Annotated in this window: 25 protein-coding genes and 5 pseudogenes; 11 read left to right on the top strand and 19 right to left on the bottom strand. The window is 64.4% G+C overall.

Translation table 11 applies throughout. From position 1 onward, the window contains the following. Nucleotides 1-185 precede the first annotated feature (185 nt). Nucleotides 186-329 carry a hypothetical protein gene (locus tag ABIB45_RS21760; protein WP_354217923.1) on the bottom strand — a complete coding sequence of 48 codons (144 nt, stop codon included), beginning with the start codon at nucleotides 327-329 and terminating at the stop codon, nucleotides 186-188. 495 nt (nucleotides 330-824) lie between these two features. Here ABIB45_RS21760 and ABIB45_RS21755 point away from each other — a divergent pair, with 495 nt between their 5' ends. Further along, nucleotides 825-1,235 carry a cupin domain-containing protein gene (locus tag ABIB45_RS21755; protein ID WP_354217922.1) on the top strand — a complete coding sequence of 137 codons (411 nt, stop codon included), beginning with the start codon at nucleotides 825-827 and terminating at the stop codon, nucleotides 1,233-1,235. A gap of 217 nt (nucleotides 1,236-1,452) precedes the next feature. Further along, nucleotides 1,453-1,725, top strand: a pseudogene (locus ABIB45_RS21750) (HNH endonuclease family protein); the annotation flags it as partial. A gap of 74 nt (nucleotides 1,726-1,799) precedes the next feature. Here the strand turns inward: ABIB45_RS21750 and ABIB45_RS21745 are convergent. The 3 genes from ABIB45_RS21745 to ABIB45_RS21735 all read right to left on the bottom strand — a co-directional run bounded on the left by ABIB45_RS21745 (nucleotide 1,800) and on the right by ABIB45_RS21735 (nucleotide 4,757). Then, nucleotides 1,800-2,264 carry a PxKF domain-containing protein gene (locus ABIB45_RS21745; RefSeq protein WP_354217921.1) on the bottom strand — a complete coding sequence of 155 codons (465 nt, stop codon included), beginning with the start codon at nucleotides 2,262-2,264 and terminating at the stop codon, nucleotides 1,800-1,802. An 88-nt stretch (nucleotides 2,265-2,352) separates the two neighbouring features. Next, nucleotides 2,353-2,871, bottom strand: coding sequence for a PKD domain-containing protein (locus ABIB45_RS21740; RefSeq protein ID WP_354217920.1), 519 nt, complete (start codon nucleotides 2,869-2,871; stop codon nucleotides 2,353-2,355). Between the two features lie 428 nt (nucleotides 2,872-3,299). Next, a complete protein-coding gene (locus ABIB45_RS21735; protein ID WP_354217919.1) occupies nucleotides 3,300-4,757 on the bottom strand; it encodes a glycosyltransferase family 87 protein in 1,458 nt (485 codons plus the stop codon). 752 nt (nucleotides 4,758-5,509) lie between these two features. Here ABIB45_RS21735 and ABIB45_RS21730 point away from each other — a divergent pair. Further along, on the top strand, nucleotides 5,510-5,854 hold the full coding sequence (locus ABIB45_RS21730) for a hypothetical protein (RefSeq protein ID WP_354217918.1): 345 nt from the start codon (nucleotides 5,510-5,512) through the stop codon (nucleotides 5,852-5,854). Here the strand turns inward: ABIB45_RS21730 and ABIB45_RS21725 are convergent. The 4 genes from ABIB45_RS21725 to ABIB45_RS21710 all read right to left on the bottom strand — a co-directional run bounded on the left by ABIB45_RS21725 (nucleotide 5,815) and on the right by ABIB45_RS21710 (nucleotide 8,071). Continuing rightward, nucleotides 5,815-6,060: a hypothetical protein gene (locus ABIB45_RS21725; RefSeq protein ID WP_354217917.1), complete on the bottom strand. Its 246-nt coding sequence runs from the start codon at nucleotides 6,058-6,060 to the stop codon at nucleotides 5,815-5,817. The genes ABIB45_RS21730 and ABIB45_RS21725 overlap by 40 nt on opposite strands. Nucleotides 6,061-6,405: 345 nt before the next feature. Beyond that, nucleotides 6,406-6,579 (bottom strand): hypothetical protein, encoded by a 174-nt coding sequence (locus ABIB45_RS21720; protein ID WP_354217916.1) that lies wholly within the window; start codon nucleotides 6,577-6,579, stop codon nucleotides 6,406-6,408. Then, the gene (locus ABIB45_RS21715) at nucleotides 6,579-7,277 is read right to left on the bottom strand and encodes a TIGR04282 family arsenosugar biosynthesis glycosyltransferase (RefSeq protein WP_354217915.1); all 699 of its coding nucleotides are present in this window, start codon (nucleotides 7,275-7,277) and stop codon (nucleotides 6,579-6,581) included. The genes ABIB45_RS21720 and ABIB45_RS21715 overlap by 1 nt, the downstream gene beginning before the upstream one ends. After that, entirely contained in the window at nucleotides 7,274-8,071 is a 798-nt protein-coding gene (locus ABIB45_RS21710; protein WP_354217914.1) for a glycosyltransferase family 2 protein, read from the bottom strand. The genes ABIB45_RS21715 and ABIB45_RS21710 overlap by 4 nt, the downstream gene beginning before the upstream one ends. 121 nt (nucleotides 8,072-8,192) lie before the next feature. Here ABIB45_RS21710 and ABIB45_RS21705 point away from each other — a divergent pair, with 121 nt between their 5' ends. After that, nucleotides 8,193-8,933, top strand: coding sequence for a response regulator transcription factor (locus tag ABIB45_RS21705; protein WP_354217913.1), 741 nt, complete (start codon nucleotides 8,193-8,195; stop codon nucleotides 8,931-8,933). Next, nucleotides 8,926-10,065 carry a sensor histidine kinase gene (locus ABIB45_RS21700; protein ID WP_354217912.1) on the top strand — a complete coding sequence of 380 codons (1,140 nt, stop codon included), beginning with the start codon at nucleotides 8,926-8,928 and terminating at the stop codon, nucleotides 10,063-10,065. Before ABIB45_RS21705 ends, ABIB45_RS21700 begins: the two co-directional genes overlap by 8 nt. On the opposite strand, the gene ABIB45_RS21695 is transcribed toward ABIB45_RS21700, so the two are convergent. Next, entirely contained in the window at nucleotides 10,062-11,129 is a 1,068-nt protein-coding gene (locus ABIB45_RS21695; RefSeq protein WP_354217911.1) for an NAD-dependent epimerase/dehydratase family protein, read from the bottom strand. The two genes, ABIB45_RS21700 and ABIB45_RS21695, sit on opposite strands and share 4 nt — an antisense overlap. Next, a complete protein-coding gene (locus ABIB45_RS21690; protein WP_354217910.1) occupies nucleotides 11,126-12,043 on the bottom strand; it encodes an MTAP family purine nucleoside phosphorylase in 918 nt (305 codons plus the stop codon). The genes ABIB45_RS21695 and ABIB45_RS21690 overlap by 4 nt, the downstream gene beginning before the upstream one ends. A gap of 227 nt (nucleotides 12,044-12,270) precedes the next feature. Between ABIB45_RS21690 and ABIB45_RS22680 the strand changes: the two are divergent. The 4 genes and pseudogenes from ABIB45_RS22680 to ABIB45_RS21670 form a co-directional block, all read left to right on the top strand. Then, nucleotides 12,271-12,501 (top strand): annotated as a pseudogene (locus ABIB45_RS22680) (2Fe-2S iron-sulfur cluster-binding protein); the annotation flags it as partial. Between the two features lie 16 nt (nucleotides 12,502-12,517). Continuing rightward, nucleotides 12,518-13,324: an FAD-binding oxidoreductase gene (locus tag ABIB45_RS21680; protein WP_354217909.1), complete on the top strand. Its 807-nt coding sequence runs from the start codon at nucleotides 12,518-12,520 to the stop codon at nucleotides 13,322-13,324. Nucleotide 13,325: 1 nt separating this feature from the next. Then, nucleotides 13,326-13,709 (top strand): EthD family reductase, encoded by a 384-nt coding sequence (locus ABIB45_RS21675; protein ID WP_354217908.1) that lies wholly within the window; start codon nucleotides 13,326-13,328, stop codon nucleotides 13,707-13,709. 828 nt (nucleotides 13,710-14,537) lie between these two features. After that, the gene (locus ABIB45_RS21670) at nucleotides 14,538-14,711 is read left to right on the top strand and encodes a hypothetical protein (RefSeq protein WP_354217907.1); all 174 of its coding nucleotides are present in this window, start codon (nucleotides 14,538-14,540) and stop codon (nucleotides 14,709-14,711) included. A 596-nt stretch (nucleotides 14,712-15,307) separates the two neighbouring features. Here the strand turns inward: ABIB45_RS21670 and ABIB45_RS21665 are convergent. From ABIB45_RS21665 to ABIB45_RS21630, 8 genes and pseudogenes are all read right to left on the bottom strand, one after another. Beyond that, the gene (locus tag ABIB45_RS21665) at nucleotides 15,308-16,123 is read right to left on the bottom strand and encodes a slipin family protein (protein WP_354217906.1); all 816 of its coding nucleotides are present in this window, start codon (nucleotides 16,121-16,123) and stop codon (nucleotides 15,308-15,310) included. A gap of 195 nt (nucleotides 16,124-16,318) precedes the next feature. Beyond that, nucleotides 16,319-16,507: pseudogene (locus ABIB45_RS21660) on the bottom strand (helix-turn-helix domain-containing protein); the annotation flags it as partial. A gap of 608 nt (nucleotides 16,508-17,115) precedes the next feature. Continuing rightward, nucleotides 17,116-18,612, bottom strand: coding sequence for a sodium:solute symporter family protein (locus ABIB45_RS21655; RefSeq protein ID WP_354217905.1), 1,497 nt, complete (start codon nucleotides 18,610-18,612; stop codon nucleotides 17,116-17,118). After that, complete coding sequence (locus ABIB45_RS21650) at nucleotides 18,609-18,848, bottom strand: hypothetical protein (RefSeq protein ID WP_354217904.1); 240 nt, start codon at nucleotides 18,846-18,848, stop codon at nucleotides 18,609-18,611. Before ABIB45_RS21650 ends, ABIB45_RS21655 begins: the two co-directional genes overlap by 4 nt. A 255-nt stretch (nucleotides 18,849-19,103) precedes the next feature. After that, on the bottom strand, nucleotides 19,104-19,313 hold the full coding sequence (locus ABIB45_RS21645) for a hypothetical protein (RefSeq protein WP_354217903.1): 210 nt from the start codon (nucleotides 19,311-19,313) through the stop codon (nucleotides 19,104-19,106). 59 nt (nucleotides 19,314-19,372) lie between these two features. Further along, nucleotides 19,373-21,037 carry an amidohydrolase gene (locus ABIB45_RS21640; protein ID WP_354217902.1) on the bottom strand — a complete coding sequence of 555 codons (1,665 nt, stop codon included), beginning with the start codon at nucleotides 21,035-21,037 and terminating at the stop codon, nucleotides 19,373-19,375. Nucleotides 21,038-21,053: 16 nt separating this feature from the next. Next, nucleotides 21,054-22,529, bottom strand: a complete 1,476-nt coding sequence (locus ABIB45_RS21635) for an MFS transporter (protein ID WP_354217901.1) — start codon at nucleotides 22,527-22,529, stop codon at nucleotides 21,054-21,056. 139 nt (nucleotides 22,530-22,668) lie between these two features. Continuing rightward, complete coding sequence (locus tag ABIB45_RS21630) at nucleotides 22,669-23,937, bottom strand: ROK family transcriptional regulator (protein ID WP_354217900.1); 1,269 nt, start codon at nucleotides 23,935-23,937, stop codon at nucleotides 22,669-22,671. A 211-nt stretch (nucleotides 23,938-24,148) separates the two neighbouring features. On the opposite strand from ABIB45_RS21630, the gene ABIB45_RS21625 reads away from it, so the two are divergent. Beyond that, nucleotides 24,149-24,292, top strand: a complete 144-nt coding sequence (locus tag ABIB45_RS21625) for a hypothetical protein (RefSeq protein ID WP_354217899.1) — start codon at nucleotides 24,149-24,151, stop codon at nucleotides 24,290-24,292. A 479-nt stretch (nucleotides 24,293-24,771) separates the two neighbouring features. On the opposite strand, the pseudogene ABIB45_RS21620 reads toward ABIB45_RS21625, so the two are convergent. Next, a pseudogene (locus tag ABIB45_RS21620) lies at nucleotides 24,772-24,918 on the bottom strand (TetR-type transcription factor C-terminal domain-containing protein); the annotation flags it as partial. Nucleotides 24,919-25,068: 150 nt separating this feature from the next. On the opposite strand from ABIB45_RS21620, the pseudogene ABIB45_RS21615 reads away from it, so the two are divergent. Continuing rightward, nucleotides 25,069-25,976, top strand: a pseudogene (locus ABIB45_RS21615) (transposase); the annotation flags it as partial. Nucleotides 25,977-26,126 lie beyond the last annotated feature (150 nt).

Raw genomic sequence — 26,126 nt, 5'->3', positions numbered from 1 at the left:
CAGATCATGGAGGACGTGCTGATCCGTTACGAAGCCCACCTGGGCTTCCTCGCCTACTCCAACGAGTACGACCACCCCACCCTCATCACCCCGCCGGCACCGCCGACCACCGGTACCCCCGCATAAGCCGAGCCAGCGCATGTGCCGGCAGCGGAAAATGACAGGGAGCCCGACGACAGAGCGGGTCAGGCAGTGACCTGATTACGCAGTCCGCAGCTCACGGCGGCACAGACACCCAGGATACGGACTTCGGTGATGAAGCCATCCAGTTCCTCAATGGCCACACGCAACGGCAGGTCCCCTCGGTGACTCCGAATCACCATGAACATGGTGGGCAACTTCGTTGCCCACCATGTTCGCTCGCCAAACGCATCATGTCTACGCCGTTCGCGGCCCGCTTTTTGGTGCGCCAAGACCACAAAGCCTCGGCGGCCGCATCCATGAGTTTTCTTTATTGCTGAAGCAATAATTAGCCATAGCCAAGGGGGCACTATCCTCTTTGGCGATAGTCCGCATGATCACCGACTGAACTGCCTCACAACGCAGAATTTCAATCGTCGCTGCAATCAGCTGTTCTTTTCGGTCTAGTGCGGGTAACCGCATAGCTCACTCTCCAGTCTCCCGTTTCGGCCTACCGACGGGGCTTCTTTAAGCCTATCGGGTGGCCCGAGAAAGGTTTACCATCTTCGCGGTGAACCGTTGACTTGAACGCAAGTTCATGTCACAGTTTTGACACAGTGACCTGCGTCACGTTTCTGCAAAGTTCCTCACATTCCCCAAGGTATGCCAGAAGTAGATTCCCTATTAAAGAAATGGTGAAAAGAATGGCTACAACCACCCCTCAGCTCCCGACAGTGACTACCAGCGAAGCGATAGATTTTTGGCCAGCGAAGTCCCTGGAACCCATGCAGGACAAATGGCAGGCATTGCGCTGCAGGTTCATAACTTCTCTTCCCGTAGGCCCATGGAACGACTTCATACTCTCCGAGTGGGAACTGGACGCATGCGCCTGGGAGGACTTCCACCCCCACACCGAGACGAACTTTGTCCTGGAGGGCGAACTTCATATCCAGAGCGAAGGCGAGACTGTCATCCTGAAGCCGGGAGATTCGGCACGCGTAAATCCCGGACGAGCCGGCCGTTACTGGGCACCCGTCTACGCGCGGATGGTCACCATTTACGGCCCCAACCCCGAAGGCCTTGAGTCACACTCCTTTAAGTACACCAAACTCTGAGCCCTGACATCTCCACCGCAAGCCATCGATGGCAGTTTGCTCCGATGCGAGAAGCGACTAACGGCGAGCAACAAAGGCAACAAATAGCGACTGAAACGACAGTCATCTCAGCCAACCTGATCCACCACGCAGAGAACGTCACGGAACTGGACGATTGGGGTCTTTGCCCTGATGCGCGCAGCACTTCGTCGAAACCCCGCACCTACCGTACCGTCCGTTGACGCTCAGGGACGCCTGGCAGAAGGGCGCCCTGCAGCTCAGCGCCGACCAACGCAAGCAGCTCGCCAACGACCCGTTGAACCTGATGGCCGCGGACGGGCCCACCAATGACAAAAAGTCGGACTCTGATGCAGCTTCCTTGCTGCCCCCGAACAAGGCGTTCCGGTGCGAGTACGTCGCCCGTCAGACCGCGGTGAAGGCCAGATAGAGCCTCTGGGTCACCCAAGCCGAACATGACGCCATCGCCGGAATCCTGGCCACATGCAAGTAGCCGGTCCCGCCTTAGCTATTCACCAAAGAAGCGCCCCGCACGATATGTGCGGGGCACTTCCTGCGGACGAATCGTCAGCTGCGGTACTTGAACAGCGCTGTGTTGGTCGTCTCGTCATTGAGTTTCAGATAAAACATTCTGCAGGTTCCGGCCCACACCTTCTCGGTCTTCCAGACGTAGGTGTAGGTGGCGTTGCCGGGGCTGTAGGACAGGCTGCTGGAACCTGCTGTCGAGGTCGTTTCCACCTCGGCCAGCGTCGCCCCGGTTTCACAGGTGACCGTTACGGAGGTCGGCGAACCCGCCGCCAGGACGTCGAGGCCGAAGTCGCCGCCGAGGCTGAACTGCATGGGAACGGCGCGGCCGGCGGTCATGATATTGAGAGTCGGCGCTGCATCAACCGGCGCCTGGAACCCACCGAAGTCGTAGCCCGAGCTTGCCGGAATGACCACCCTTGTCGGGGTGGCAATTCCACGTCCTTCGGTGAAGCCCACGACTCCGATTTCAACGTCCCTGCCACGGTGCTCATCCGTAATCGGCACGGTGCGAGTTCTTGCGTCACCATCCCCGCGGGGATGCTGTTCACGGTCAGTCCCCAGCGGTTGACCAGAGGGTCTGATGACTCCCAGGTTACCTGGACGGTGCTGATCCCTGCGACGTGGATGTCGGCACTGCAGTCACGTTCGTCGGGGCATTCGGGAGGCCGTCCCAGGGCCCCCGTCCGATGTGGACGAAGTCGGAGGCGTTCGCGACCAGGCCTTTCGCATCGGTCATCCTGACCTGCATAACCCCTTCGGAGACTGCCGTGTAGGTGTGCTTGGCAACAGGTTCGGCGCCGGTCGACTCGTAGGCGCCGTCGCCGTTGAAATCCCAGTCGTACTTCACGATAGTCGAGGCGGGGGAGTACGACGCTGATGCGTCGAAGGTGATCTCATGCCCGGGCATCGCATAGTAGTCGGGTCGGTTCAGCAACGGCACTGGCCGTGCCTGGATCCGTGCCAGGGCTGTCGTCAGTGCAGCTTTCGTGTCTCCACTGTCGATGATGACCTGTCCAGTGGTTACTTCGGCAAGGGCCAGTCGCGCGCCGCCGGACGGCGCCGGAGACATAGCTGAGGCCCTTGGTACCAGTCCTGCGCTGGGGTCGTCCACGTGGGAGCGCCTGGCTCAAGTCCTGGAGCATGTTCCTTACTTTGCCCGGCGTTTACCCTCGTTGCTTCATCCACGCCCGGTAGCCCTGACGCGCGGCCAAAGTTGGCCAGCGGTCCTTCTCTTTCCCTACCCTGCGCTTGGCCTCCTTCACGGAAGCACGGTTTGCTCCCATGATCCGGATCCTCCCAGTGGAACTATGCCGATACATGACCGGCCACCACTTCAAGGAAATCCAAACACCACAAGCAGCATTCAAAGCCAACCGCGATTTGCCTCGGCATAGTCGCGGGCTCGGCATGGATCGATGCAGAGCAGCTCGACCCGTCCGTAGCCGGCGATGATAAGGGGCCGGGACCTTGTCGTCGGCGGCTTCAACCCGTTCGACATAATTCGGGTATCTGACAGGCCATCACTGGCATCGTGCGGGGTCAGTTGTGTTGCAGTTCAATTCTGGGAGCCTCTCGAAACGGGTTGCGGCGTCGTCTTAGCACCGTGATGACCGTGATGACCACGGCTGCGGCACTGAGTCCCAGCTTGGCTGCCAACTGGCCGTAGGGTTCTGCGCCTGTGAAGTACATCAGGGCGAGCACGGGAGCGATCGCGGTGAACTCGTAGCGGCGGCTGAGTACGACAAACGGGAGGAGCAGCAGTGCGTACCAGGGGTAGCTGGGCGAGACGATCAGCAGGGTTCCGCCGACCATCAGCACCTGTCCGTCCCAGGGCCGGTCGGCGTTGGTGGTCCGCCAGACGTGGACGGCGAGGCTCAGCAACAGCAGCAGGGCCGCCGGTGCTGCCCAGTCTGCAGGCAGGGCCAGCTTCAGAAGCGTGAAGCGTGGGCTACTCACCCCTTCGTATCCCTCTGTATGCAGATATTCGGGCAGATAGCCCAGAACTGCCCAGCCGCTGGCGAGGACGTACGGGGTGTAGGCAACAATGAAGGTGGCAACGGCCGCGACGATAAAACGGACCGGGCGGCGGTAAAGCAGGGCCGGGGCGCTGATGACAGGAATGAGCTTTGTGGCAACCGCCGCCCCGAAAGCCACCCCGGAAGCGACCGCCGCACCACGGACCAGCAGCAGCCCTGCGGCGAGCACCAGGGCTGCTCCCAGCGCGTCCACGTGGGCGCCATTGACGGCCTCGAAGGCGACCAGTGGTGACCATGCCCACCACACTGCCTGATGCGCCGGTCTGTCGGTACGGCGCAGGAAGGCCAGGAGCAGCACGGTCACTGTCAGGCTCAGGGCCAGCCCGGCGAGCTGGAAGGCTACGAACCCTGCCTCCGGTCCGGGGAACAGTCGAACGGCGAGGAAATAAAGTTCTGCAACGGCCGGATAAATGGTAGGTACCGCCGGGCGGTTGATGGCCGTGCACAGAGTGCCTCCGCCCGGGAAGTTAGTGGTGGTTTCGGTGCCGGTGGGAAAGGGGTTGTTGCGGCAGGTACCGTCCGGCCCGGGGTCCTGGAAAAGCCAGAACGGCCGCAGCTCCCGAAGCGCCTCGTCGATCGGCACGTGGACGTAGGGCGAGATTCCGTTCTTCTGCACCATGCCGTCCCACGCGTAGCGCGCGGAATCGTTGCTGGTGGCGGGAGAAGCGGAGATGGCCGCGGCCCCCAGCAGCACGGAGCCCAACAGCACGACGGCGGCGGCGAACCTGGGTGGAATCCGGCGCGCCGCGAGGGCGGCCGGCAGAAAAAGGACCCATGAGGCCAGCGTGCCCGCCGGTGAGACCCATTCCGCTGACGGGTCGGTAGTGACTGTCCACCAGATCACGCCCGCAAGCAGGAGTACCAGCACCACTGCCGCCACGGTGGCCAGTCCTGCCTGCCTGCCGTTGGCCGGAGGGAGCGGCGCACCCTGGTGCGACGGGCCCGATGTTGATTCGCTCACCTCCCGATACTGCAACAAAAGTGAGCGTCGGGACCGGAAAAGTTCGGATGGTTTGCTTTTCGTAAGGTCTGGCCCGGACTGGATCGGGGTGCCGGTGGTCTGATCTGGGTATGGACAGATTGACAGGCCTCCTCCACCAACGGATGGATGCAGTGAACGGGCGGTTCTCATGACCGTTGCGGAGTAAACGACTGACGGTCGTCCCTGGGCGTTGGCTGGGTATGGCCTTCGACTTGTGCTTCGTGACGGGTCTGTTCAGCCACATTCTGCAGGATCCGCCCGGTTGGATGGTCTTCCTGACCCGCCCGGTGTGGCTGTACGCGGCAACCCAAGGCATTCACATCACCAGGGGGTATTGCGTCAGGCTTCCTGTTGGTGGCCAAGCTGTGGTCCGTGTTTCCTGAACTGTTGCGGTGCCCGCCGCTGAAATCGGTGGTGCTCGGGCTGGAACGGGCCTCCATTGCACGGTTTGTCGCCGCATCCCTGGTAGAGGTGACCATCGGCCTGCTGACCACTTTCCAGTGGTGGCCGTGGCCGTTCTCCTTCAAGGACGTTCACTACTGGCTGGCCTGGGTGATTATCAGTTCGCTGGCCCTCCACATCGCCGTGAAGCTCCCGCTCATCCGCGAACACTGGCGACACCGGCAGGACTCACCTCGGCGCCGTCGGCATGGCTGCCCTCGGATACGCCCTGGTCGGATTTCTGACTCACGTGACCTGAGCAGTGGACCGGTGTCGCGGCATGGCTGGCGGTGGCGCTGTTGCTGCACGACGGTGCGCTGGTTCCCGTGACAACGCTGGCCGGGGCCGGTCTGTCACGGGTGACGTATGGGCTGCGGCCGGCGCAACAGGGGACCGTGCGCGGGGCCTTGCTGGTGGGGTCCATCGTGACCTTGTTGGCAGCGCCGCTGGTGCGGGCGAAGCAGGTGCTCCAGCCGGGCGGCCCGGGAACGGGTGTTAACAACACCATCCTGCAGGACGACTGTGCGGGGTCCTTGGGCCTCATCTGGCTGTTGCTCGCGGCCACCGCGCTCGTGGCGGTGGCCGCCGTCGAACTTTATGCCCGGCGTTCCAGGGTCAGGAACACCCGGCCCTGAACTGTCCGGGAAGCAGCCAGGGCCAGACCGGCGCGGGCCGCATGGGCGGCGAGGGCCTTCGAACCGGCCCGCGCTCCGGGAAAGGCGGCGCTGGCATGTCCTGCCGAATCTTCCAGCACGGCCAGGTAGGCCAGATCGAGCTCGTCCTGCGTGTCGGCCTCCGCCACGATCTGACCGCGTGGCCCCAGGAGTGAGGCGACGCGCACGATCTGACTTCCTCGTTTCCCCCGATCCCAATGTTGCCGTCCAGCAGGAGGGCGGAACCCCACCCGCCCTCGTGGGGGACAGGGTCAAAATGGATCCCTGAAACGCTGCGCCGCCACTGCCTATGGCAAGTCTCACGGCGGTGGCGATGGTATCGATCCCATGGCCGCCAGACCCAGATCCGGGCAGCGGACAGCATTCGGCCGGGGCCGCACCCACATCAAGGACCGGACCACGGACGGAACCCAATAGATACCGGTCACTGGCGGTGGCCGGGGTGGACCACCCGAGCATGTTGACGTGGACGGACCCGATGGGATCCGGACCGGTTGATGCCGGGCGGAGCGTTAACCGTCCCAGGCCGAGGGAAAGGCTGCCTGAGTACGGCTCGTGCCCGCCTTGCCAAACACGCGCACCTCCGCAACGTCGCAGGCAGCCGAGCCAGCGGCGGTGCGGGCCGCGGCAGCGGTGCCGGCTGTGACGCTGCCGACTGTGCCGGCGGAGGTGGCGTGAGTGCCCATTACCCGTCCGCCCAAAGGTGCGGTCCCGCCGTCGGGCGCTGTGAACCGGGAAGGGCAGCCGCCGACGCGTGTTGGGCCAACTGCTCAGTGGCGCGGGAAAACGGGGTGCCCCGGCACATTCCGGAAACGGCCTGGGCATCCGCAAAGGTGTCCACGTCCGTCAGAACAGAAAGCAGCCCCACGTCCAGCCCGGCCGCCTGCAACCGGTCCAGTTGCTGCCTGCCGGTCTGGTCGGTGGACATTGTGACGCCACGGACCAGGGCGCCGTCGGGCTTGTGCAGGCCCAAGGCCCAAAAGCCGCCGTCCGACGCCGGACCGAACCAGGCACGGTGCCGCGGCTGTGCGGTGGACCAGTCAGCCAACAGCGGCGCCAGGTGCAGGGCGGACAGTTGGGGTGTATCCATGCCCAGCAGCAACAGCGGGCCATCAGATAGTGGGCAGATGGCGGCCAGCCGTTCATCCAGCCCCCCGCCGCTCTGGGCAATTGCCTCGAAACCCGCAGCGTCCCGGCGGCGCGGCGTCCCGTCAAACACGAGCAACCTCCTGGCAGCGGGGAATGAGCGGACCGCGTCCAGGGTCTGGCTGAGGCTGATTTGCGCGAGGTCCGCGGCCTGGGCCGCAGTGAGCGGGGGAGTGAGGCGGGTCTTGGCCTTGCCCGGGAGGCACTCTTTGGCGATGACAGCGATGGTAAGGATCATGGCGTCGTTTCACGGGCTCCGGCCGGCGGCCCGCCTGCCAAAGGACCGTGGCTCGCCGTCCCTGGGCTCCTCCGGGAGGCGGCGTCCAACTGCACCTTCATATCCGCCATGGCCGTCAGGGTCCCGCGCACCGTACCCGTCACCTTTGACTTCCCCAATCGGGGCGAATAGGCCACGGGGATCTCGGTCACGCGCCAGCCGTCGCGGTGGGCTTTGAGGAACATCTCCAACGGATAGCCGCTGCGCCGGTCTGCCAGGTCCAGTCCCAGCAGCGCATCGCGCCGGGCGAGTCGAAGCGGGCCCAGGTCCGTTACCTGAATGCCGGTCCGGCGCCGCAGTAGGCGGCTCAGGGCAATGTTGGCGAGCCGGGCATGGACGGGCCAGGCGCCGCGTGCCGGGCGCCTGGCACCCAGGACCAGATCCGCCTGACCGGTGCGTACCAGGTGCAGCATCTGGGTCAGATCGGACGGGTCCAACGATCCGTCGCAATCACAGAACGCCACAAACTCCGCAGCCGCGGCCAGCAGCCCGGCATGGGCAGCCGCGCCAAACCCGCGCCGGGATTCGAGGACGACTGTGGCGCCCAGGCTGGCCGCCAGGGCTGCGGAACCGTCGGTGGACCCGTTGTCCACCACGATCGCGTGGAAGCCTGCTGGCATGGCGGCCAGTACGCGGGGGAGTGCCAACGCCTCATTAAGGCAGGGCAGCACCACGTCAGCCACTGCGGCTGGTTTGTCCCGCACGTCGTCTCGCTGGTTGCGCTGGTTGCGCTGGTTGTTCTGCCTTTCTTCCATACCTTGACCGTAGAATCCGCAGGGCCGTCGCGGCAGGCGGAAATCCTTACGGAACGGGGACGCTTGGCCGCCGTCGGCCACGAACAGCCCGTCGCGGCCGATGCGAACCTATGCTGGGATCATGAACACCGTCCAGTCCGACACGGACGTCGGGGATGTTGGTAACCGTCGTATCCTGCTCGTCGAAGATGAGGCCACAATTGCCCAGGTTGTCCACGACTACCTGGTCCAGGCCGGGTTCCAGGTGGATATGGCCGGCGACGGTTTCACCGCCCTGCACCTGGCACAGACGCACGCTCCGGACCTCATCATCCTGGACCGGATGCTTCCCGGCCTGGACGGGGTGGAGGTATGCCGGCGGATCCGGCGGACGCACTCCATGCCCATCATCATGCTCACGGCGCTGGGCACCGAGGACGACCGTATTCTGGGTCTGGAAATGGGCGCCGATGATTACGTCACCAAACCCTTCTCGCCCCGGGAGCTGGTGCTTCGGGTGAAGTCGGTGTTGCGGCGCAGCATCAAGGAATACACCCCGGAGCCGCCGGTGGAGGTGGCCGGATTCGTTCTTAATCCTGCCTCGCGCGCCGTCACGCACCGCAGTCGGGACCTGACGTTGACGGTCCGGGAATTTGACCTGTTGGCGTTCTTTCTGCGGCGCCCCAATCAGGTCTTCAGCCGCGATGTCCTGATCAAGGCCGTCTGGGGCTGGGACTTCGGGGACCTCTCCACCGTGACGGTGCATGTGCGCCGGCTGCGCGAAAAGATCGAGGACAATCCCACCATGCCCGTGCTGCTGAAAACCGTCTGGGGCGTGGGGTACAGGTTCGACGACGGCACGGAGCCGTCCCACCATGACTAGTGCCGATGTGGCCACTATCGTCGCCGTCGTGATGTCCTGGGCCCTGGCCATCGGTGCCGTGACGATGGTCCTGCAGCGGGTACTGCGCACAGCCTCGATCGTTGTCCAGATCCTGCTCGTGGTGCTGGCCACCATGGCAATCCTGGTGGCCGGAATGGTCAGCGCCTTCAACGCCATGTTCATCACCGAGGCCGACCTGCAGGTGATGTGGTTCATCCTGCTGATCGCCTCCATCCTCGCTGTTGTGGTCGCTGTTTTCCTCGGCGCCGGGCTGGCCAGGAACACGAATCGGCTCGCCGGTGACGCTGCCAGGATCGGCCGCGGAGAAAGCCTGGCACCGCAACCGAAGATGACCTCGGAGCTCGCAGCTCTTGCCGCGGAGTTGGCCGCTACCAGCCACAGGTTGGAGGAATCGCGGGAACGGGAGCAGGCTGTGGAGAAGGCCAGACGTGAACTGGTGGCCTGGGTTTCCCACGACCTCCGCACTCCGTTGGCCAGCATGCGCGCCATGGCCGAGGCGTTGGAGGATGGCGTTGCCGAAGACGTCTCCGCCTACCATCGACGCATCATTGGCCAGGCCGACCAGATGGCCGCCCTGGTCAACGACCTGCTGGAGCTCTCCAAGATCCAGGCGGGCACCCTGATGCTGCATCATCAGCAATTGGACCTCTATGATGTCGTCAGCGATGCCATCGCGGACCTGGCCCCCGTGGCGGCCAGCCGTGCCATTACGATCAAGGGGGGCGCCATGACGCCCACCGTGGTCTGGGCCGATGGTGCTTCGCTGTCGCGGGCCATCCGCAACGTGGTCCTTAACGGCATTCTGTACAGTGACGAGGGCAGCACCGTCTCCATTGCCGTGACAGCTGACGGTGGGGATGCCGTGGTGGAAGTCCGTGATGGCTGCGGCGGGATTCCGGCGGAGGACCTGCCCCGCATGCTCACCGCCGGGTGGCAGAAAAACTCCAGCCGCACCGCATCGCGCTACAGCGGCGCGGGAATCGGCCTGAGTTTGGTCCAGGGGATAGTCCAGGCACACGCAGGCACCCTGGAAGTTGCCAACGTTGAGGGTGGCTGCCGGTTCCAGCTGCGTATTCCCGCCGGACAGGCCAGCCTGGGGCCGGCAGCCTAGACCATACCGCCGCGCAATGGGGCTATGGCAAAGTCGCGCATCCCCTCGGCGAAGCTGATCCGCGGCTCCCAACCCAATTCCGCCCCGGCCCGGCTGGAGCTGGCGGTGATGTGCCGGACGTCGCCCAGCCGGAACTCGCCCGTGACCACAGGATCTGGACCGCCCCCGTGAGAGCTCAGGGCCTGCGCCACCTGGCCGATGGTGTGGGCCTCACGAGCGCCCACGTTGTAGGCGCGGAAGCTGCCAGGGGCCACAATCCTCCCGTCCGCCAAAGCATCTATGGCACACAGGTTCGCCTCCGCCACATCCGCCACGTGGACAAAGCTGCGGCGCTGCCCACCGTCCTCGAAGACCCGTGGTGCTTCTCCGCGTGCCAGGGCCGAACGGAACAGGCTGGCGACTCCGGCATACGGTGTGTTTCGGGGCATTCTGGGCCCGTAAACGTTGTGGTACCGCAGAGCAATGGCTGTACCTGCGGTTGCGCGCGCCCAGGCTGACGCAAGGTGTTCTTGGGCCAGCTTGGAGGCAGCGTAGACGTTTCGTGGGTCCAGTGCGGCGTCCTCATGAACCAGGGCGGGCAGCAGGAGCCTGCCCGTGGCAGGATCCCTCGGTTCGAAGATGCCAGCCTCCAGATCCTTGGGCCGGCGCGGGCCCGGCCGCACCATCTGGCCGGTTGAATCGGTGTAGGCACCCTCTCCGTAGACCACCATCGAGGATGCAATCACCAGCTTGTCTGTTCCAGCCGAAGCCATCCCAGCCAGGAGTATTGCCGTGGCCAGGTCATTGTTGCGGATATAGTCAGGGGCATCGGAGAAGTCAAGGCCCAGGCCCACCTTGGCGCTCTGGTGGACGACGACGTCGATTCCCTCCAGCGCCTTCGCTACAGTGGCAGCGTCGCCGACATCACCCACCAGCAGCCCGGCGGCCGTGCTGGTTTCCTGCGGGCCTGGGTGGATGGCCGGATCCAGTGAATCCAGGATCAGGACCTCCCATCCCCTCGTGACGGCGGCATCGACAATATGGCTGCCGATGAAGCCGACGCCTCCGGTAACCAAGAGCCTCACGGGATGTCCAGTTCGGGGCGTGATGCGGCGCCCATGACAGTGGCCACAGCCTCGTCGGGGATGGCCGCCACGGGCAGGAATCCGCCGTCGTCGGCAGAAATCGGCCCAGCCAGTGCCGCCGACACGCGCCGGACCACTTCGGAGAGGACGGCAAGGACCCGCGGCTGGGCCGCCTTGAGGCGGCCCAGCACCAGTTCAGCCGTCACGGGTTTGGACCCGTCATGTCCGGTGTCTGCGTCCGTGATGAACGCCAGCACGGCGAAATGCATGTTCAGTTCTGCCGCAAGTACGGGCTCCGGGTACTGGGTCATACTCACCAGATGGGCACCGGCCTGGATCAGCGACGCCGACTCGGCCTTCGTGGAAAAACGCGGCCCATTGATGACAGCCACCGTCGCCGCCCGGGAAAAGCCTTCACCTTGGGACTCCAGCGCCTCGATGAGTGCCGCACGCAGTGGGCCACTATAGGGCTCGGCCACGGACAGGTGCTGCACTCCGGTGGGGAGGGAACCATCGTAAAAAGTATCGTGACGGCCCCAGGTCCTGTCCAGGAACTGGTCGGGCACCGCAAAGGTCCCGGTGCCGTGGCTGGGAACCAGCCCGCCCACGGCCGCTGAGGAAACCACGGCTTCCACACCAAGGCTCTTGAGCGCCCAAAGGTTGGCGCGGTGGTTGATCTGCTGTGGTGCAACACTGTGTCCGCTGCCGTGCCGGCCCATAAAGGCGACCACCGGCTCCTCGGAACCATCGGCGCTGCCGAACCCGTCCAGCTGGACCAGGACCACAGGACCGGACGGTGCCCCGAACGGCGTCTGAATATCCAGGGTGTCCAGCACGAAAGCGTCTGGGAGCCGATACAGACCGGTGCCGCCGATGATGCCGATCCGGGCGCGGGGTTTCAAGGGGGAGGCCATGACTCCATCATGCCAACCAGAATGCTGCGGGAGTGGGCAGAGCCCTTACAAGCTCCGAACATCGTCCCGTCGAAGTCTTCAGAATTGCTTGGAGAAATCGGCGAAACATGACATTCCTTCAGCCATGGTTGCTCCGGAACAGCCAAAAACGATCTCCGCAACCATGACCGCCCTTCGGTCCGCACACCAGCCCGGAGCCCTTACGCTTTAAGGAGGCCACGAACAGATTGGAAGCGGATGCCGCCGGAGTCGGCGACCGACGGGTCGGATGTGAGGGCGATCAGTCGATCCTCGAGGCATTCCTGCGTGCCGGGATCTGGATGCCGAACTCCTGCAACCAGGGCACCTGCGGCACCTGCAAGGTCGCAGTTGTCTCGGGCGACGTCGACCACCGCGAATCTCCACTCGACACTCTGACCGCAGACGAGCGCGCAGCCGGCATGGCCTTGGTTTGTCAGGCCACGCCGTGCAGTGATGCCGACGTGGCCCTCCGCGTGGGAGGCGGCACTCCGCTCGACCCACGCTCTGCGGGATCTCACCGCGACCGTGCTCGGGATCGAGGACATCGCCCGGGACACCCGTCGGATCCTGCTCGGTCTCGATGAACCACTTGCGTTCAGCGCCGGGCAGTACGTCGGGCTGATGGTTCCCGGGACCGAGGAGCGACGGCAGTACTCATTGGCCAACACTGCTGACGAGGACACTGTGCTGGAGTTGCACGTCCGCAGGATACCCGGCGGTTTGGCGAGTGACCAGTGGTTGTTTGGCACGGTGGCGTTGGGCGATCGGGTCGATGGGACCGGCCCGCTGGGCGACTTTCACGTCCCGGAGGAGACAGATGACGCGGTTGAGCCGATGGTGCTCATCGGCGGCGGCACGGGGCTGGCTCCGCTGGTCGGCATCGTCCGGACAGTGCTGGCCCGACACCCGGAACGGGAGGTCGTCCTGTACCACGGTGTGCACACGGCGGCGGACCTGTATGACGGGGAACGGTTCGCTGAATTGGCAGCTGCCCACCCGGGCTTCCGGTTCGTGCCCATTCTCTCGAGAGAGGCGGAGTCAGTGGACCACCGTGTCGGCCGTGCGACCGAATGCTTCGTCGACGATATTACAAGCGCCCGCGGCTGGTCCGGTTGGCGGTGCGGTCCGCCCCTGATGGTTGAGGCGGGAGTCAAGGCGTTCAAGCGACGCCGGATCGCCCCTCGCCTTATCCATCGCGAGAAGTTCACCTCCGCCGATTCGTTGTCGGATAACCCCGCGCCCAGCATCGGAGGATCCTGAAATGCCCGTCCTGACCGTCCTCTATGGGCCACCCACCGACGGCGAAGCGTTCAGCCGCCATTACGAGGAGGTGCATGTCCCGCTCGCGAAGGCACTGCCAGGGGCCATCGACCTGCACTACACTCTCGCCGTGGACAACGTCACCGGAGACATCCCGGTGTTCGCTGCGTTCCACGCCTCATTCACGACCCGCGAGGCGCTCGACGCAGCTCTCGCCTCCCCCGAGGGACAGACTGCCCAAGCCGACGTGCCGAACTTCGCCACCGGAGGCGTGACGATCCTCATCGGGGGGCGACCGACCGCCCGTAGCGCAAACTTAACCAGCCCAGCCCATTGCGAATGTCAATCAGACTTGAGCCCACTTTGCCCAAGAAGTGCAGTTTGATCGGGGACCATTTGCTTGTGACCGTGACAGCAGGAACGGTCATCGCTGGTAAGAGTGCGGTAGCTCCACAGTGGCCGGGCTGACGTCGGGACTGACTCGCAGGAAACGCAGGGAGTGCCGCAACGACCGGCCAGGCCAGGCGACGTCGGCCGAGACTTCGACGACAACAGTGCGCGACAGCGGGATAGTGCGTCGCTTGTTGCCGCAAGGGGTGTGGAAGAGTAGTTACTCAAAAAGCACCTTTAATGAGGTACTCCGGCGGTGCCATCGCGGACCGAAGCGCTTCGGTACCTCGGGCCACCGCAATTCGCCGTAGCGGCCTGCATCTGGGACCCGGGATGCGGCCGCTGGCAGGGAGCGGAAACCGGCTCAGTTGGTCCAAAATCGAGTGCGAAATCAAAGTTAGTCAATAGGTGCGGTGTGGATTTGATCGCTGTGTGGCGGCGTTCTGTGATCACTTGGTGTCGCACCCGCGCCCGGAAGGGATTCCTTCATGGACATGGTTCTGCCTCATTCTTCGTTAGGTAAGGGCTATGCACGGCAGGGGCCGGTGGCTACCGGGCCTGCCGTCGCATCGTGCTGGGGCGCGCCGTCTTCGCGCGCCTTCGGACATTACACAACCGTGAACACAACTATTCTCGCCCTCACCTTGGGTATCGCTGCGCTGCTGCTGACCGGAGGCTCATTATCCACTCCCCAAGCAGCACCCGCTACGCCGACCCAGACGGCAGTCAGCCAGACAGCTGCGGCTCCTGAGTCCATTCCCAGCGCCACCAACGAGCGGACAAGACCGCAGACTTCACGACTGCCAACGCGAACGGGCCTTGGGTGGGCAAGATCGAGTCCGTGATCGAAACCGAGCCGGGCAGGATCCGCATTGCCACCAGCGTCGTTGACCCGCGGGGCGCCAACGGCTGCGAGGCGGCCATTACCGCGATCGCCATCTGCAAGTCCGCCCGTTGCTCTTTTCGGACCAAGCTACGTCTCGGTTTTAGTGGATGACGGCACCAACTTCGTCCTGTACGGACACCCATCGGTACCCAAGGGTGCCTGCACCGCGGTCTGAATGTCGCGTTGCCACCCAGAAGACCATCAACAAGTCCCGGCAAAACCGACCGGAACACCAACAGTGTGGGGCCAAAACAAGCGGCGAATCCGGGGCCAAATCAACTTGCTATTCCAACGCATTGGATGAGCGTACGACACGCCCCGCGACAGAGCCGGGATCCTCCCTAATCTGCTGCCCGCGCCAGGCCATCTACGGGGCGGTCTGCCACCAAGGCCGACGGTTTAGGCCCAGTCACCTCTGCGCTCAGCTACCCGCTTCGGTACGCCATTTACGCTGCGGCGGGGCCGAGGCGCTTTTGCCCGCCGAGACGGTCGTGGTGCCCCGATTCAGTCCCGCTGACCGCCCCAGCCCAGGGTCTGCGAAGCGCTCCTTCAACGACTTGTTCTCCACAACATGAGCGAAAAGGGACTCGCTACGCTCGGGGAGCCGGGTTCTTGCGTCTCCGCCAGGGAAGAGCGGGAGGCTCAAAGGTGGCTCGTTCATTGTCCTCGCTCGGCACCGGCTGACGGGCGGGTCTATCCGCTGAGGGTTATGCCGCTTTGATGGGTGTCTTGCTGTTGGAGGTTGCCGCGGCCTGGTTTTCGCGGGCCAGGAACGCGGAGAGCTCACCGATGGTGCTCATCAGCGGGGCGGGGAAGACGACGGTGGTGTTCTTATCCACGCCGATTTCGACCAGGGACTGCAGATTCCTTAGCTGTAGCGCCAGCGGGTGGGCCATCATGGTGTCGGAGGCGTCTCCGAGGGCTGCTGCGGCGATGGCTTCGCCTTCGGCGGCGATGATCTTCGCCCTCTTTTCGCGTTCGGCTTCAGCTTGGCGGGCCATGGCGCGTTTCATGCTGTCTGGCAGCTGGATGTCCTTCAGTTCCACCAGGGTGACTTCGACGCCCCATTCGACGGTGAGCACGTCCAGGATTTCGCGGATGTCGACGTTGATCCGTTCGGTCTCGGACAGGGTCTGGTCCAAGGTGTGCCGGCCGACGACTTTCCGCAGGGTCGTCTGGGCGATCTGGTCGATGGCCGCGGCCACGTTTTCGATCGCGACGACGGATTTCACGGCGTCCACCACCCGGTAGTATGCCACAGCCGAGACGTCGACACTCACGTTGTCCTGGGTGATAATGCCCTGGGACTGGATGGGCATGGTCACGATCCGCAGGCTAACCAGCGGAAGACGGTCGATAACGGGGATGATCAGCCGCAGGCCGGGATCCCTGACTCCGATGACCTTGCCGAGCCGGAAGAGCACACCTTTCTCGTATTGGCGCACGATCCGAATCGACATTTTCGCAACGATGAGCAGCAGTACGACGAGGACGATGAAAACGACAACGGTGGTGGGGTCCATCAGGATCCCCTCCCTGGTTTTCTTGAGGGGAACGTGCCGGTGCCGGGCCGGCGCCGTGACAGGTGTCCTTGTTCGATTGTCTCACCAAAGGGTGGAAAAGAGCCTTGGGCCGGTCGTCGAACTCCGAGCCGGAGGGGAGGGGATGCCTGTGGATTTGATCGCTCTTTGGCGGCGTTCCGTGATCGCTTTATGACGCTAGTGCACTACTGCAGAGGACGATGCTGGTGCTGCGCGCTGGATGGCCCGGTAGACCGTGGAACGGGCAACACTAAAGAGTTCAGCAATCTCGCTCGTCGTGTGTGCTCCCTTTCGGTGGGGGCTGACCAGATGGGCCTCTTGGGCTTTCGAGAGCTTTGGCTTCTTACCCCGGAGCCGGCCTTTGGCACAACTTGGCCTGTACCAAGGATGCCAGTTCTAGGTCATCTAACTTGCTGGCCTTGGGCCAGCGTCCGCGCAGCTCGGCTCGTTTCTGCGCCGCATACGGGGCATACTTCCCCCGGCCCCCGGCCCCCGGCCCCCGGCCCCGCGGGCCCGTCTCGGGTCGGTTACGGCGCAACTCACGGCTGACCGTCGAGGCCGACCGCCCTAAGCTGCGCTGCGATCGCCCGCACACTAGTCCTGGCCCGCAGGTTCGGGTTTCTTCCGCGGGATCCGCCCGCCGGTCGCCTGGCGCCAACGCCGCCCCGTTCGTCGATCCACGCCCACAGCCTCGCACGCCGCGATCAACGTCGCACCCTGGGGCCATCAGCGCCCAGAACCGGGCGTCAGCTACCGGTTGCGAGTCAGCGCCAAGGGACGAGATCAGGGGCACGCCGGTGAGTTTTCCGAACACCCGGTCGATGCCTATCTCCTCCAGGTGTGGCCCGCACCTCCTCCAAATACGCCGAGAAGCAGATGAGTCGTCAGCCCCAACCTCGTCCCTGCCGTGACCAAAAGACAGCCGTCACACCGCGCCGTACTTCAAGCGTGGATCGGGCTCCCTGGCACGTGTGTCAGTGGTTTTCCCCTGCTGGCCGGATCGGGGTGGAAGAAGTGGGATTTGAGTCCGGGCCCGGGGTCCGGGCCCATTCGCTGCGGGGGTGGCCGCGGGTCCAGATGGCTTCCGTGGGCGTCGTCCGCGGCCAGGTGAGTCGTCCGAGGGTGACGATGGCTATGTTAGCGGCGAGGGCCGGAACGCCGATGCTGAGCCCGCCCAGGTCGATGCCGAAGATGTAGAGTCCGAGTGTGGCCAGGACACCCCCGGCGAGGCCTGCCGCCATCACTCCGGCACGGGTTCTGGAACCGAAGACCAGCAGGGCGACGGGGACGATGAGCTGGGTGAAGCCGTAGTACGCGGTGTTGATCAGGGTGCCCATCAGGTTCGGTACGACCAGTGTGAGCACGATTGAAATCAGCAGGTATACGGCGATGATGGCCCGGACATAGTTTTTTTGGCGCTTTTCGGGTAAGTCCACCAGGACGTTGCGGGCAACGAGTGTTCCGATGCTCAGTGCGGAGGCGGCCAGGACAACGATGGCACAGAGGGCGGCGCCGCCGGCGACGATGCCGACAAGGAATTCCGGTAACAGGGTGCGGGCAACTTCGATGAAGGCGAGATTCGTGTTGGCGCCGGTCAGTCCCGGGACCGCTGAAATCGAGTAGTACGCCGTGATGAGCAGGAACGGGTACATCAGCATGTACAGCGGCATGCCGATTTGGGTCCGCTTTATGGTCCTGGCCGACTTTGAGCTCATGATGGCCTGCAGGACAAAGGGGAACATGTAGAACCCGACCGCCTGGAAGAGCATGGTCGACATGGTGTGCAGCATCGGACGCCCGGGCCCGATGGTTGTGTGGCCCGAAAGCGCATCCGCTTGGGCCGTGATGTCCGGGATCGAGGGGTTCATGGCCAGGACGAATAACGCCACAACGATAATGGCAAAGACCAGTGCGAAGTCCTTGACGAAGCTGACATATGCCGGTGCCTTGATGCCGGACAGTAAAGCGAAGGCCATGGCGATGGCGACGCCGATCATGACGGTGACGACAGGGGTCAAGCCGAGGCCCAGCCCGGTGAGCGCAACGGTCAGGCCGGTGAGCTGGAGCTGTGCCCAGGGAATCAGGAAAATAACGGACAGCAGTGCGGCCGTAAGCTCGAGCGGACGGGAATTGAAGTGGCCGCGGAGAATGTCCGGGAGCGTCACCGCGGAGTAGCGTCGTCCGGCCCTAAAAAGAAGCGGCAGGAGGAAGTAGCCGATCGGGTAGCCGAGCAGGATATATCCCATAAACCAGACGGCGAAGCCGGCGCCCTCTGCGTACACGCCGCCCGGGAAACCAACGACCGTGCCGATGGAGTACACCTCTCCGACTACGAGAATGAAGAGCAGCAAGCCGCCGAAGCTGCGGCCGCCGACGAGGAAGTCCTCCGTTGTCTTAACGCCCCGTTTTGAGTAGATGCCGAGCGCCATGGCCAGGACCAGGACAAGTGCGAAGGCGGCGACCGCGGTCATTTTGCCGGCCCCTCAACGTCTGGGGTTTCCTCATCGTAGATGTCGTGCCGGTCCCATCGGCGCCACGCAACCGCCATCAGGGCTGAGGCCGTCGGGAACATCACGAACACGAACAGAAAAATCGCGGGGACGCCAAAAATCCGGGCGTCGGATGGACCGAGAACAGCCACCCCGGCGGTCATGAGCACGAACGGCAGGACAAGTGCTAATAGCAAGCTCTTGGGATTGGGGTTCACGGCAACTCCTTGGCTGGGCCCGGTTTTGCTGGCCTCGTCCGTCTTGGCGGGAGATGTATTGCTGGTCGAATGCCCTGGTCCGGAGGCCGGGGATGCCTGCTCTGACGTTCTGGGGAGATCAGGCTCCAGTGCCTTCTCCGGTGCCCGTCCGGCCGGTGGGCGGGTCCCCGGGCGGGGGGCTCCCGGGGGACGGGCTTGGAGCAGGGCTTCCCGGCCGGTGATAATCGGGGATGGGCCGGCTTCCTGGCCCGTGGATCAGGTGCACGCTTCTAGGGTAAGCCCGTAGGGGACGTGGTCGCTGAGTTCGACTGTGAATTTCCCGGGTCCTTTTTTGGTCACCAGGATGCCACAGTGGCCCTCCTGCCTTGCCAGGTGCTGGAATTCCTCGACCACGATATCCAACAGCGTGTCTGCTTCGTTGACGGTGGAGGCGGTGATTGTCGTGGGGGCCGGTGAAGTGTTCAAGTTGGGCTCTTTCTGTTGGTGGGTCCGTGCGCGGCCGCTTCCGGTTTTCGGGGGCGGTTCTAGCTGTTGGCGGATGCGGTGACCTCCGCACTGGCGTAGACCCGCCGTCCTCCTGTCCAGGTTTCCAGAACGGAAATGTTGCCGATCTTTTCGGCCGGTGTCTGCAACGGGTCCGCGTCCAGGACCACCAGGTCGGCCAGTTTGCCGGGTTCCAAGGAACCGAGTTCGTGGTCGGAGAAGAGCTGCCAGGCCGCGTCTATGGTTTGGGCCTTGATGGCCGTCCGGATGTCGATGCGGAAGCCGGGGCCGAGCACTTTTCCGGAGGGGGCCAGCCTGGTCATGGCCGCCTGCATGTTCAGCAAAGGGGATTCCGGGGTGACCGGGGGGTCATTGTGCAGCGAGAAGCGCATGCCGGCCTCCGCCGCGGCCCCGGCGGGCGTCCAGGATTCGGCACGTTCCCCGAACAGTTCGAGCAGGATGTCCCCATAGAAATGGATATGTGCCACGAAGAAGGAGATGGTGGCACCAAGCCGGTGCGCCCTTCTGACCTGCTCCGGGGTGATGGTTCCGCAGTGCTCCATCCGGAGTCTGGTGTCTTCCCGAGGGAATTCACGCTGGATCTGTTCGTAGACATCCAGCACCGTGTCGACGGCGATGTCCCCGTGGACGTGGCAGGCCATCTGCCATCCCTTGCTGTAGTGGCTGCGGCAGATCTGCAAAAGCTGCTCTTTGGTGTAGTTGGAGCAGCCCCTGTGGCCGGCAGGGACGCCGATGCTCTCGGTAGCGGGGCTTTCTTCGTATCCGAAGCTTGTTTCAATATTCCCCACCCAGGGGGAACCGTCAGTCCAGACCTTGATCCCGACAGGACGGAACAGCGCCGGATCGACACCGGCGAGGCCGTCCTGGCCGGGGGCGGGGATGTCTGCGCGGATGCCGGACATTTCGTAGGAGCGGATACGCACCGGGGCGGTGCGCTCCTGCTGGTATTTCTGCATCAGCGGGTAGGAGTCGGGGTGGAAGGCCAGGTCCCCGGTGGTGGTTACACCCGCGGCCGCCATACGGTTCAGTTCGTGGTCGAGGAAGTCGGAGAACTTGCCCGGCCCGGCGTCCATGACAGGGCCCATGAGAATCATGGAAGCCGGCAGTTCCAGTGCCTCTCCGGTAAGGTTCCCGGCTGCATCACGCAGGTATTCCGACGCGCCCGGGTTGGGGGTGCCGGGGCCCAGACCTAGCCGTGTCAGGGCTGTCTGATTGGCCCAAGAGGAGTGGGCCGAATAGTGCATGACCGACAGCGGGACCGTGCGAGAAAGGCCTGTGAGGAAGGCGCCGCTGATGCGGGGCAGCTCCGGCAGCAGCAGGGGATCCCAGCCGAACGCGGCGACCCACGCCTGCGGGCCGGCCTGTTCCGCGGCGGCGACTGCCTCGCGCAGTTTCTCCAGCACCGCTTCGGCGCTGCCGCAGACCGAGGCCCGGATATCGATTGCGTCGGGGCCGATGAAGTTCATTTCCGCGGTGGGGTGTCCATGGGCCTCGACGAAGCCGGGCAGGATGGTCCGCCCGGCCATGTCCCTGATCTCGGTGTCCGGGCCGGCCAGCGCCATCATCGCCTCGTTGCTGCCGGTGGCAAGGACCCGGCCGCCTGCCAGGACCAGGGACTGGACGGTGGTGAAGTCGGGGTCGACGGTGTGGATGTTGGCGTTGATGAAGACAGTGGTTGCCTGCATGGGTGTTCCTTCCGGGTCAGGCTGCCGCGGCGGCGGAGCGGGGCTTGAGCAGTATGAAGACTAGGACTGCGGCGAGGACGAAGAACGCCGCCTGGGAGGCCAGGCCCAGGCCGTAGGCCTGCGCCGTCAGGGCAGGGCCGTCCATGAAAATGCCGGCGATGGGGCCGGCCAAGGCAAAGCCGAGTCCGAAGCCGAACTGCCCGACGGCGGGCTTTACCGCGCCGACCGCACCGAGCTGGTCCGCCGGGGCCGAGCCCATGATGACCGCGCTCTGGGGGTTCTGCATCCACATTACGGCGAACCCCACAATGAACAGGCCGGCGGCCGGCAGCAGCAGATCGTGCGGGTTCGTCAGCAGCACCTGCAGTGCCAGCCCGGCCGCACACAACAGCAGCCCGGAGGTGAACATGGTCCGGTTGCTCAGCCCGAAGCGGTTCTGGGCGATCCCGGCCGCGGGGGCGCCGCAGATCATGCCCACATACATCAGGGCCACGATGGCCGAAACCGCCGCCGCCGGCACCCCGGCCGGCAGCGCCAGGGCCGGGTACTGTCCCAGCAGGGAGGCATCTGCCCAGTTGAACAGCACCCCGGCCAAACAAGCGGCGGTGAAGGCCGGAAGCCGGAACAACTCGACCGGGAACGCAGGATGCTTGCAGCGCAGCTCCCAGAGTGCGAAGGCCGCCAGGACCATGGCAGACACGCCGAGCCCACCAAGCACCAGAGGGTGGCCCCAGCCCAGGGTTGAGGCACGGCCGATGGAGTACACCAGCGCCACCAGGCCCACGGCAGCCAGGAAAACGCCGGGCGCATCGAACCGCCGCAGCACCGTGGCGCGGTTCTCGGGCATGAACCGCAGTGCGGCCACGCCCAGCACCACGCACAGGGCCGCGGTCGCCAGGTAGGTGGACCGCCAGCCGAACAGGCCCTGAACGGTCCCGGACAGCGCGGTGGCCGCGACGATTAGCGAGGCCCCCGCACCGAAGAACAGCCCGAAAGCCTTGGGTAGCTGTTCCCGCGGGTAGAGAGTCGGGATGAAGGCCAGGCACATGGCAAACGAGGTGGCGGTCGCCACGCCCATCAGTGCCCTGCCCAAACCAAAGATCAAAGGAGTGGCCGCCGTGGCGGTAATGACGGCGGCCGCACCCATCAGCAGCGTTCCCGCCACAAGGGCCCGGCGTCGGCCAAACCGGTCACCGAGAATTCCGACGCCGAGCATGCTGGCGGCCAGGATGATGGTACCGATGCTCTTGATGAACGACGCGGCTGCCGGGTCCATCCCCAGCTCCCGTGCGGCCTGAGGCATGGCAACCGAATGCAGCGCCGGATCCACCCCCTGCAGCCCGCCGATAAAAGCCACGCAAATCATGGCCGCCAGCACGGGACGGCGGGAGCGCCGCTGACGCGCGGTCCACTGCTGCGGCGCAGGGGTTGACACCGGAACGCGGCCCGGAGTGCTCCGCGCCGGCGGTTGGGTCTGCTGGGTACTCGACATTGATGTTCCTTTACAGGGACGAAATATCCGGGAGTAATAGTGCCGTGAGTCACATGTTATTCCACGCCGTGGATTATGTCGAGGGCAAATTCCACACAGCTGCTGCCAACGGACTGACCGGGGCCCAGGATGCCGTCGGTCAGGCGGTGGCGACCGAGGGTTCCGCGGCTATCGCCTGGGCTGCGGCCAGCAGCATGCCCCGGTGCAGGGGCTGTTCACTGCCGTCTTCGAAGCGGAATCGGAGCGCAGAGATGGAGGGAAGCGCGCCGATGCTGTCCAGCTGCCGGCGGGCCGGACGTTCCACATACCGGCCAAGCCGGGCGATGTATCCGTCCACAATGAAGTCCTGTGGATTAAGCACCGCGGCCACCGTGTCGACGGTGAGGCCCAGCCACTGGCCGGCATCGTCGAGTTCGGCCAGAACCCGCGAATCGCCTTGGTCGGCCCGGTCCAGCAGCTCTTCGAGCATGCGGCCACGCTCCGCCGCCAGCGATGCCAGGTTGCCGTATCCCTCCCTGTTTGAGCACCGTTCGTACAGCCCTGCCAGGCCCAGCCTGGTTTCCACGCAGCCCCGGCGCCCGCACCAGCATTGCCTCCCTGATGGGTCCACGACCACATGCCCGAACTCGCCGGCCAGGCCCGAGGAGCCGCGTTCCACCATTGACCTGCTGAAGATGCCGCCGCTGACGGCATAACGGCCGCCCAAATAGGCGGCCGTGCGTCCTTGGTCCGCAGCCCCGGGCCGATGGAGGCGCGCAAGCATCGCATAGTTAGTTTCGCGGTCCAGCCGGACCAAAAAGCTTCCGGCTACCCCGCGCGGCAGCGCGCTAAGCATGCCGCGAACGGCGTCGCGGAGCGGGAACCGGGACCAGCCATTCACTATGGAGCGAACCACTTCGCCCGCTCCGCTGTCCGCAGCCCCGGCAATGCCCAGTTCCACGGCAAGGATCCGGCGGCCGTCCCCATGGCAGCGCCCGGCTGCCCGCTCCAGTGCCGCTTCCAGGTAGGGAAGATAGGCTTCAATCCCTGTCGTCTCCGGCACAGGAAGCTCCTCGAAACTGATAACAGTACCGTCGAGCATGCCGACGGACATGCCGATGGATCTCCTGTCGAGCATCAAACCAACCAGCGCCCACCGGTGGCCGGCCAACTTGATCGGGCTGGTCGGCCGGCCCATGCCGGGCGGGGCGATTTCGGCGGCTTCGACCACCAGGTCCCGTTCGCGCAATTCGACAATCAGCTTGGTCAGCGCCGTCACCCCCAGACCGCAACGCGAGGCGAGTTCGGCCCGGGAAAGCGGGCCGGACGAAACGAGCGCCACCAGTATCCGGGACAGGTTATGTTCGCGCAGGTTGATAATGGAGCCGCCCGCATCCCCAATCGGCAACGGGCGCAAAACAGTGGACATCCAAAAACTCCAAAGGTAGGAAAAGCTCCAAGTATGAGAACTCTAACGAACTTCCCTCTAAGACAATCCACACCCACCGAGGGAGAACGCTGGAGCGGCAGTTGATCGTTGTTTCGCCAAGTTCGGGACCATCTGTGCATACCAGTCCGTGCGCCTGACCCGCACCCGGTCCGCGCGGTAATGGTCCGCCATCAGATCGGCAGGCGCCTTTTTGACGAAAGCCAGCTACCGGGACGCGGCGACAGAGTTTGAATGGGCCCGCGACCTGTACCGCAGCCCCGCTCGCCGGGACCACCTTGCCCGCGCCCGCCAACTGGCTCTGGAAAGGGCACGGGAACTGACCGCTGTCCCCTGACCAGCCACCCGCGACGGATCCCCGACGGGGGTCTTCCAAACCGCCATTTTGAGTTGCGGTTTAACCGTCATTCTGAACGAACAGGGCGAGTTCTAGCGATCGTTGCAAACAACTGCGCTTCTTCAGGAAGACAGATGGTCGAGTTCAAGAGGTTGGGAAAGCGTGGTCCCGGTGGGTCCAGACCTACTTGACACAACCACCAGGTCCACGAACTCCGGTGAGAAAGTACCGCCAGAATTGCTACCCTTCCGGCGGCGCTGAGCCTGTTCTGCGGCCGACCGCCATCTGGTCCCGCGGCTGGGGCCTGTTCCGGTTTGCCGTTGTCCTGGAACCACCCGTCAATGATACTGCCCCCGCGCGAGGGGATCTTCAGTTCCAGTGTCGACCGCCTGTACTTTGGCATCAGGGTCTCTTCTATGTGGGGACCAAACCAGGCAAACCACAACTCAGTAGTTAGTGACTGCAATTTTCGACAAAAATTACACAGAGTCGGGGCCGGACACGTACCGCACCGCGTCCAGGCAGATTGTCGTGTATCGCTCGGCCACATCGACAGCTGAGAGCGGGCCGTCGATCTTGAACCATGACGCGACGGAGGTACACATCGTCGCTACCGCCCTCGCCGACTCGCGTGGATATGGGGCTCATCAGAATTGAGGGTGTAGACGGCGCTGTCGTGTCAGAAGTCCGGGGCGGGGAGGTTGTTTCGGCTGAGGTGAGGGCCTTGGGAGAGAAGCAGGGTATCGACTCCGCTGTTTCGCTACCGCAAGGCCCTCGTGATCAACGCTACCTTTCAATGCCCTGACCTGACCACATTCTGCCGACTTGACGGGCTCGGACTCGAAGTGACCGGGCAGTATGTGCGCCCTGATCGTGCCGTCCTGGCCTGCCGTGTTGTTGATCCTGATGACTGGTGCCGAAAGTGCGGGTGCCGGGGCGTTCCCCGGGACACGGTGACTCGCAGGCTGGGCCATGAGCCGTTCGGGTGGCGCCCCACCACACTGCTGGTGAGCATCCGCCGCTACCGCTGCACGGGGTGCGGGCACGTCTGGCGGCAGGACACCCCCAAAGCCGCCGAGCCCCGGGCGAAACTCTCCCGCCGCGGGCTGCGCTGGGCGCTGGAAGGAATCGTCTGCCAGCACCTCACGGTCGCCTGGATCTCCGAAGGACTCGGCGTCACCTGGAATACCGCGAACAAGGCCGTCCTGGCCGAAGGTAAGCGTGTGTTGATTGATGATCCGCACCGCGTCGCCGGTGTGAAGGTCATTGGTGTTGATGAGCATGTCTGGCGGCACACCCGCCGCGGCGACAAGTACGTCACCGTCATCATCGACCTGATCCCGATCAGGGACGGCACCAGCCCGTCCCGCCTGCTGGACATGGTCGAGAGCCGCTCGAAACAGGTCTTCGCGACCGGGCTCCGGGAACGCCCCCAGCACTGGCGGAACAGAGTCGAGGTCGTGGCCATGGACGGGTTCTCCGGGTTCAGCAACAGACGTGCGGGCACCGCGGACGCGCCGGAGACCCGCTGTATTCGGCCCGCCGGACCTTGCATATCGGGGCAGGCCTGCTCACCGAGAAACAACGAACACGCCTGGAAACCCTGTTCTCCAACGATACGCATATCGAGGTCGAAGCCAGCTGGTGCGCCTACCAGCGCATTTACCGCCTACCGCGAATTCCTGTTTGGAATCGTAATGATAGTAAGGCCCGCCGACCGTCACCCCGGCCGCTGAGCTTCTAGACAATATGAAGGGGCAGACCCCCGGTCCCGGGCTGGAACCTCCGGTTCAGATAGATTCGTGGGTTGCCGCGCGGGACCGGTGGTTTACGC

It is taken from the genome of Arthrobacter sp. UYCo732 (assembly GCF_040547265.1).
GTDB lineage: Bacteria > Actinomycetota > Actinomycetes > Actinomycetales > Micrococcaceae > Arthrobacter.
Note: the sequence above shows the minus strand (reverse complement) of the source record. Positions and strands in the feature narration are given on the sequence as shown.